This window comes from Secundilactobacillus odoratitofui DSM 19909 = JCM 15043, from assembly GCF_001434895.1.
GTDB lineage: Bacteria > Bacillota > Bacilli > Lactobacillales > Lactobacillaceae > Secundilactobacillus > Secundilactobacillus odoratitofui.
The window spans coordinates 1-285 of the sequence record NZ_AZEE01000015.1; the positions used below are offsets into that span (position 1 = coordinate 1).

The 285-nt window shown below is 52.3% G+C and carries 1 protein-coding gene; it reads right to left on the bottom strand.

Annotated features, from left to right (window positions below; all coding sequences use genetic code 11):
• On the bottom strand, nt 1–285 hold a 285-nt coding region (locus tag FD04_RS12570; RefSeq protein WP_202813162.1), incomplete at both ends, for a hypothetical protein.

The following is a 285-nucleotide window of genomic DNA, read 5'->3' on the forward strand; positions in this document are numbered from 1 at the left end:
AATCGTGTAATTACCTTCGTCATCAGTGGTGCCAGTATAAGTGGTCTTGCCGTCGGTGCCCTTAATTGGCGTACCTTTCTCATCAGTTAAGGTCACAACAGTGCCTGCTGGGGCGCCGGTTACTTTACCAGTAACGCTGTAACCGCCGTTATCACCTGTCACTTTGGCCGTGGTCGTGGCCTTTGCTGGGACGGGAATATCCGTACTCTGATTCCCGCCGGCTGGGGTCAAGGTCACGATCTTATCCGTTGGCACTTGACCGTCGGTCATTGGAATTGTAACTTT